The organism is Citrobacter sp. Cu231, from assembly GCF_030332265.1.
Taxonomy (GTDB): domain Bacteria; phylum Pseudomonadota; class Gammaproteobacteria; order Enterobacterales; family Enterobacteriaceae; genus Citrobacter; species Citrobacter meridianamericanus.
The window spans coordinates 1-5287 of sequence record NZ_JAOWIE010000025.1; the positions used below are offsets into that span (position 1 = coordinate 1).

The following is a 5287-nucleotide window of genomic DNA, read 5'->3' on the forward strand; positions in this document are numbered from 1 at the left end:
GCAACAACGCCCGCACCAACAGTACGGCCGCCTTCACGGATTGCGAAACGCAGACCGTCGTCCATCGCGATTGGGTGGATCAGGGTAACAACCATTTTGATGTTGTCGCCCGGCATTACCATCTCAACGCCTTCCGGCAGTTCGATGGTACCAGTCACGTCAGTAGTACGGAAGTAGAACTGCGGACGGTAGCCTTTGAAGAACGGAGTATGACGGCCGCCTTCGTCTTTGGACAGAATGTACACTTCAGATTCGAACTTGGTGTGCGGCTTGATAGAGCCCGGCTTAGCCAGTACCTGACCACGTTCGATTTCTTCACGTTTGATACCACGCAGCAGAACACCAACGTTCTCACCAGCACGGCCTTCGTCCAGCAGTTTGCGGAACATTTCAACGCCAGTACAGGTAGACTTGGCAGTCTCTTTGATACCAACGATTTCAACTTCTTCACCAACTTTGATGATACCGCGCTCTACACGACCGGTAACAACGGTACCACGACCGGAGATGGAGAATACGTCTTCGATTGGCAGCAGGAACGGCTTATCGATAGCACGTTCTGGTTCTGGGATGTAAGAATCCAGGAAGCCAGCCAGTTCGATGATTTTCGCTTCCCACTCTGCTTCGCCTTCCAGCGCTTTCAGAGCAGAACCACGAACGATCGGCGTGTCGTCGCCCGGGAAATCGTACTGAGACAGAAGTTCACGAACTTCCATTTCTACCAGTTCCAGCAGCTCTTCGTCATCAACCATGTCGCATTTGTTCAGGAACACGATGATGTACGGAACGCCTACCTGACGACCCAGCAGGATGTGCTCACGAGTCTGCGGCATCGGGCCGTCAGTCGCAGCAACAACCAGGATCGCGCCGTCCATCTGCGCAGCACCGGTGATCATGTTTTTAACATAGTCGGCGTGGCCCGGGCAGTCTACGTGTGCGTAGTGGCGAGTCGGGGTGTCATATTCAACGTGAGAAGTGTTGATGGTGATACCACGAGCTTTTTCTTCCGGCGCGTTATCGATCTGATCGAATGCACGCGCAGCACCGCCGTAGGTTTTAGCCAGTACGGTAGTGATTGCAGCGGTCAGCGTTGTTTTACCATGGTCAACGTGGCCGATAGTACCGACGTTAACGTGCGGTTTAGTACGTTCAAATTTTTCTTTAGACATCGATTGTCCCTCTAAGACACGGATAAATCGGTGATATCACCACATCAACCAGGCAATATACCTGATCTGTTGAATGCTTTTAAAAGTAAACAGAGAGAAACGGGAAGGAGAAGTGAAGTGGTGCTGATACCCAGAGTCGAACTGGGGACCTCACCCTTACCAAGGGTGCGCTCTACCAACTGAGCCATATCAGCACGTCTGGAGCGGGCAGCGGGAATCGAACCCGCATCATCAGCTTGGAAGGCTGAGGTAATAGCCATTATACGATGCCCGCATCCTGAAACTCGGCTACCCAGTTCTTTCTGTAACAAAAAAGAGATTGCTCTCTTTTCTGTTCGAGTTGGTTAATTTTTTAACCAACTCAGGCGGCATTAACGCTGCCAGAAAGTGGTGGTGGGGGAAGGATTCGAACCTTCGAAGTCTGTGACGGCAGATTTACAGTCTGCTCCCTTTGGCCGCTCGGGAACCCCACCGGACTTGATGGTGCCGACTACCGGAATCGAACTGGTGACCTACTGATTACAAGTCAGTTGCTCTACCTACTGAGCTAAGTCGGCATCAAGTAGCGCGCATTTTATGGAGACATGCGCACTCATGCAACTAAAAAATTGCATAAAATGTTCTATCGCTCACATTTTGCACTATACGACCGATAAATAATCTATTTTCTCTTTGGGTTGAACAAATTTCCAACGTCAGGCACCCTCCCAGAGGGGTATTTTGCTCCGACATGCGGTTATCAATAGAGAGAAAGCGCATCTTTATACATCTGGAATAGCCGTCACATTGCGTTTCAGGGGATGATTTTTTCTTATTATTCCCCCTCATCTGGTGTTACCCTCCTGCCCATTGTCCAAATTAACTGAAATGTGCATGCCATTGCGGACCGGGGACGATTTCGTTTTTTACCGCAAACCTGATAGAGCAATGGCAGCCAGACCATGCGTATGAGTATAAAAGAGCAAGCGTTAACGTCGCCTTATCTACAGTTTGATCGCAACCAGTGGGCTGCGCTTCGTGATTCCGTGCCGATGACCCTGACCGAGGAAGAAATTGCTCGTTTGAAAGGCATAAACGAAGACTTATCGCTGGAAGAAGTTGCCGAGATTTATTTGCCTCTATCGCGTTTGCTAAATTTTTACATCAGTTCGAACCTGCGGCGTCAGGCGGTGCTGGAGCAATTTTTAGGCACCAACGGCGAGCGTATTCCTTATATCATTAGCATTGCTGGCAGTGTCGCTGTTGGCAAAAGTACGACTGCACGCGTGTTGCAGGCGCTGCTCAGTCGCTGGCCCGAGCATCGTAAGGTTGAGCTGATTACAACAGACGGTTTTCTTCATCCTAACCAGGTGCTGAAAGATCGCGGCCTTATGAAGAAGAAAGGCTTTCCGCAGTCCTATGATATGCACCGGCTGGTTAAATTCGTTTCCGATCTGAAGTCTGGCGTTCCCAACGTTACGGCGCCGGTTTATTCTCATCTGATCTATGATGTGATCCCTGATGGCGACAAAACCGTTGCCCAGCCCGATATATTAATACTCGAAGGACTCAATGTATTACAAAGCGGCATGGACTACCCTCACGATCCGCATCATGTATTTGTTTCTGATTTTGTCGACTTTTCTATTTATGTTGATGCGCCAGAAGAATTACTCCAGACATGGTATATCAATCGCTTCCTGAAATTCCGCGAAGGGGCATTCACCAACCCAGACTCTTATTTCCATAACTATGCGAAATTGTCAGAAGATGAGGCCATCAACACGGCTACATCACTGTGGAAAGAAATTAACTGGTTGAATTTAAAACAAAACATATTGCCAACGCGTGAGCGAGCCAGCTTGATTATGACCAAAAGCGCCAATCATGCCGTTGAGCAAGTCAGGCTGCGTAAATAAATAAAAAAGGGGAGCCTGAGCTCCCCTTCTTATTATTCAGCGCTTCTAAGCGATATTTCCCCGCCCATCCAGGGTTTTACCACGCCATTTTGTTCAAGCAGCAATGCACCCTGCGCATCTATTCCACGCGATATACCAAATATTTCTTTATCACCAATAATGAGTTTAACGGGACGGTCGATAAAGTTATCCAGTGCCTTCCAGCGGGACAGATATGGCGCTAACCCCTCTTGCTCAAACAGTACCAACGCAGCACGCAGCTCGCGGATCAGTCGGGCAGCCAGAGTATTACGGTCAATATTAATACCCGCTTCCTGTAGGTTAATCCAGCCTTGATTAACCACATTCTCTTCAACCCGACGCATGGACATGTTAATACCCGCGCCAATAACAATCTGCGCGGCATCCCCCGTCTTACCGGTGAGTTCTACCAGGATCCCTGCCAGCTTACGGTCGAGCAAATAGAGATCGTTCGGCCATTTAACACGTACTTTATCCGCACCCAGATCGCGTAAAACCTCAGCCATGACAATACCAATCACCAGGCTCAGGCCAATTGCAGCAGCCGGACCTTGCTCCAGCCGCCAGAACATCGAGAGGTATAGGTTAGCACCAAAGGGAGAGAACCATTTGCGTCCCCTGCGACCACGCCCGGCCTGCTGATATTCAGCGACGCAGGCATCTCCTGACTCAAGTTGGCTAATCCGATCCATCAGGTACTGATTGGTTGAGTCGATAACCGGCAGGACGGTAATATTTCCACCATCCAACTGAGAATGAATAAGTGATGAATCTAATAGCTGGATAGGTTCAGGTAAGCTATATCCTTTACCAGGGACAGTAAATACATCAACACCCCAGTCACGTAGCGTCTGGACATGTTTATTGATTGCCGCACGGCTCATCCCCAGCTTTTCACCGAGTTGCTCACCGGAGTGAAATTCGCCATCGGCTAATAATGAAATAAGCGTCAGGGGGACAGTATTATCCTTCATGCAACGATCTCCACGGCATTAACCTCACCTTGCGGGCCGATAAACCGGACTTCCGGTTCGAGCCAGACGTTGAATTTCTCACCGACTTTTTGGCGTACGTGATGCGCAAGTTGCACCACATCCTGACTCGTAGCATGGTCTGCATTGATCAGCACTAGTGCTTGCTGCTGGTGTACCGCTGCGCCGCCAATGCGCATACCTTTCAGCTGGCATTGATCAATAAGCCAGCCAGCAGCCAGTTTCACAGAGCCATCAGCTTGCGGGTAATGAGGTGCCGTCGGGAATTTAGCCAGAAGATCCTGTGCAATATCTGCGCTGACAACCGGATTTTTAAAGAAACTCCCCGCATTACCGTTTACTTTTGGATCGGGCAGCTTTGTGGTGCGCATATGGCAAACAGAATCAAAAACCTGCTGAGGCGTTACCGTTGCAGAGTCAAGACGTGTCAGGTCACCGTAAGTGAGAACAGGCTGCCAATGTTTAGCTAAACGCAGCCCAACGGCTACAATCGCGAAACGATCCTGGTACTCATGTTTGAAGATGCTGTCACGGTAACCAAATCGGCATTCTGCAGCGCTGACACGCAGATGTTTGCCGGTCGAAAGCTCTACGCAGTCCACATATTCGCAGACGCGCTGCAGTTCCACGCCATAGGCACCAATATTTTGGATGGGGGATGAACCAACGCAACCAGGGATCATCGCCAGATTTTCGAGGCCAGGCATGTTGTGCTCCAGAGCATAACGTACCAGCTGATGCCAGTTTTCACCCGCGCCTACGTGTAGATACCATGCGTCAGGCTTCTCTGTAACCTCGATACCTTTGATACGGTTGACGATCACCGTGCCATGGAAAGTATCAAGAAACAGGACGTTACTCCCCTCACCCAGAATCAGTACCGGATGATGTGATGCATTGGCAGCATGCCAGGCGTTCAACAGTTGTTGCTCATTTTCAGCACAAACAATCTCGTTGGCAGACTGGTCAATGCCGAAGGTGTTCCAGGCTTTAAGGGAGTGATTCATAGACGCTTTCCTGATGCAAAATCGCGCTTAGTTTACCGCATATACCGCAGGATGGCTTGTGTTATGGAGGCTCAGGGTGTTGCTTTGCACCCGATGGCACGCGCTGCGCCGCAGCCGGCGGATTTCACGGCGCACAGACGCAAAAAAGCCCATCCGGCAGGATGGGCTTTTTCACTTTATTTGATGCCTGGCAGTTCCCT

The 5287-nt window shown here is 50.0% G+C and carries 4 protein-coding genes, 4 tRNA genes and 1 pseudogene; 2 read left to right on the forward strand and 7 right to left on the reverse strand.

The window, feature by feature from the left end:
* The 5 genes from tuf to OGY15_RS01580 all read right to left on the reverse strand — a co-directional run.
* Positions 1-1169 (reverse strand): elongation factor Tu (tuf, locus tag OGY15_RS01560; RefSeq protein ID WP_049014834.1); only part of this gene is annotated, 1169 nt, incomplete at its 3' end.
* A 118-nt stretch (positions 1170-1287) separates the two neighbouring features.
* Positions 1288-1363: transfer RNA gene (locus OGY15_RS01565), tRNA-Thr, on the reverse strand.
* A gap of 5 nt (positions 1364-1368) precedes the next feature.
* Positions 1369-1443 (reverse strand) — tRNA-Gly (locus OGY15_RS01570).
* 114 nt (positions 1444-1557) lie between these two features.
* A tRNA-Tyr gene (locus tag OGY15_RS01575) sits at positions 1558-1642 on the reverse strand.
* A gap of 8 nt (positions 1643-1650) precedes the next feature.
* Positions 1651-1726, reverse strand: a tRNA-Thr gene (locus OGY15_RS01580).
* 19 nt (positions 1727-1745) lie between these two features.
* On the opposite strand from OGY15_RS01580, the pseudogene OGY15_RS01585 reads away from it, so the two are divergent.
* A pseudogene (locus tag OGY15_RS01585) lies at positions 1746-1826 on the forward strand (hypothetical protein); the annotation flags it as partial.
* Positions 1827-2116: 290 nt separating this feature from the next.
* Positions 2117-3067, forward strand: coding sequence for a type I pantothenate kinase (gene coaA / locus OGY15_RS01590; protein WP_003031107.1), 951 nt, complete (start codon positions 2117-2119; stop codon positions 3065-3067).
* Between the two features lie 32 nt (positions 3068-3099).
* Here the strand turns inward: coaA and birA are convergent, their stop codons facing one another.
* Both birA and murB read right to left on the reverse strand, forming a co-directional pair.
* Positions 3100-4062 (reverse strand): bifunctional biotin--[acetyl-CoA-carboxylase] ligase/biotin operon repressor BirA, encoded by a 963-nt coding sequence (birA, locus tag OGY15_RS01595; RefSeq protein ID WP_151220040.1) that lies wholly within the window; start codon positions 4060-4062, stop codon positions 3100-3102.
* Positions 4059-5087 (reverse strand): UDP-N-acetylmuramate dehydrogenase, encoded by a 1029-nt coding sequence (murB, locus tag OGY15_RS01600; RefSeq protein WP_151220039.1) that lies wholly within the window; start codon positions 5085-5087, stop codon positions 4059-4061. The genes birA and murB overlap by 4 nt, the downstream gene beginning before the upstream one ends.
* Between the last annotated feature and the right edge of the window lie 200 nt (positions 5088-5287).

What these genes read in the sequence shown, in the direction of transcription:
- murB (WP_151220039.1), bottom strand. Translation starts at nt 5,087, where the DNA reads ATGAATCACTCCCTTAAAGCCTGGAACACCTTCGGCATTGACCAGTCT.
- coaA (WP_003031107.1), top strand. Translation starts at nt 2,117, where the DNA reads ATGAGTATAAAAGAGCAAGCGTTAACGTCGCCTTATCTACAGTTTGAT.
- birA (WP_151220040.1), bottom strand. Translation starts at nt 4,062, where the DNA reads ATGAAGGATAATACTGTCCCCCTGACGCTTATTTCATTATTAGCCGAT.